This is a genomic window from Streptomyces sp. WM6386 (assembly GCF_000972385.1).
Lineage (GTDB): Bacteria > Actinomycetota > Actinomycetes > Streptomycetales > Streptomycetaceae > Streptomyces.
The window spans coordinates 1-314 of record NZ_JXTE01000787.1; the positions used below are offsets into that span (position 1 = coordinate 1).

The following is a 314-nucleotide window of genomic DNA, read 5'->3' on the forward strand; positions in this document are numbered from 1 at the left end:
CGGCGTACCGCCACAGACGATGGGGATCGGCCCGGTGCCCGCCACCGCCAGGGCCCTGGAGCGAGCCGGACTGAAGCTCGCCGACATCGACCTGATCGAACTCAACGAGGCCTTCGCCGCCCAGGTGCTGGCCTGCACCCGCGAATGGGCCCTGACCGAGACCGACTTCGAGCGGTTCAACGTCAATGGCTCCGGCATCTCGCTGGGACACCCCGTCGGCGCCACCGGCGGCCGCATCCTCGCCACCCTGCTGCGCGAACTGGACCGCCGCCGGGCCCGCTACGGCCTGGAGACCATGTGCCTCGGCGGAGGCC

1 pseudogene is annotated in these 314 nt (G+C 72.0%); it reads left to right on the forward strand.

The features are described 5' to 3' along the window. Positions 1-314 (forward strand): annotated as a pseudogene (locus TN53_RS43670) (acetyl-CoA C-acyltransferase); the annotation flags it as partial.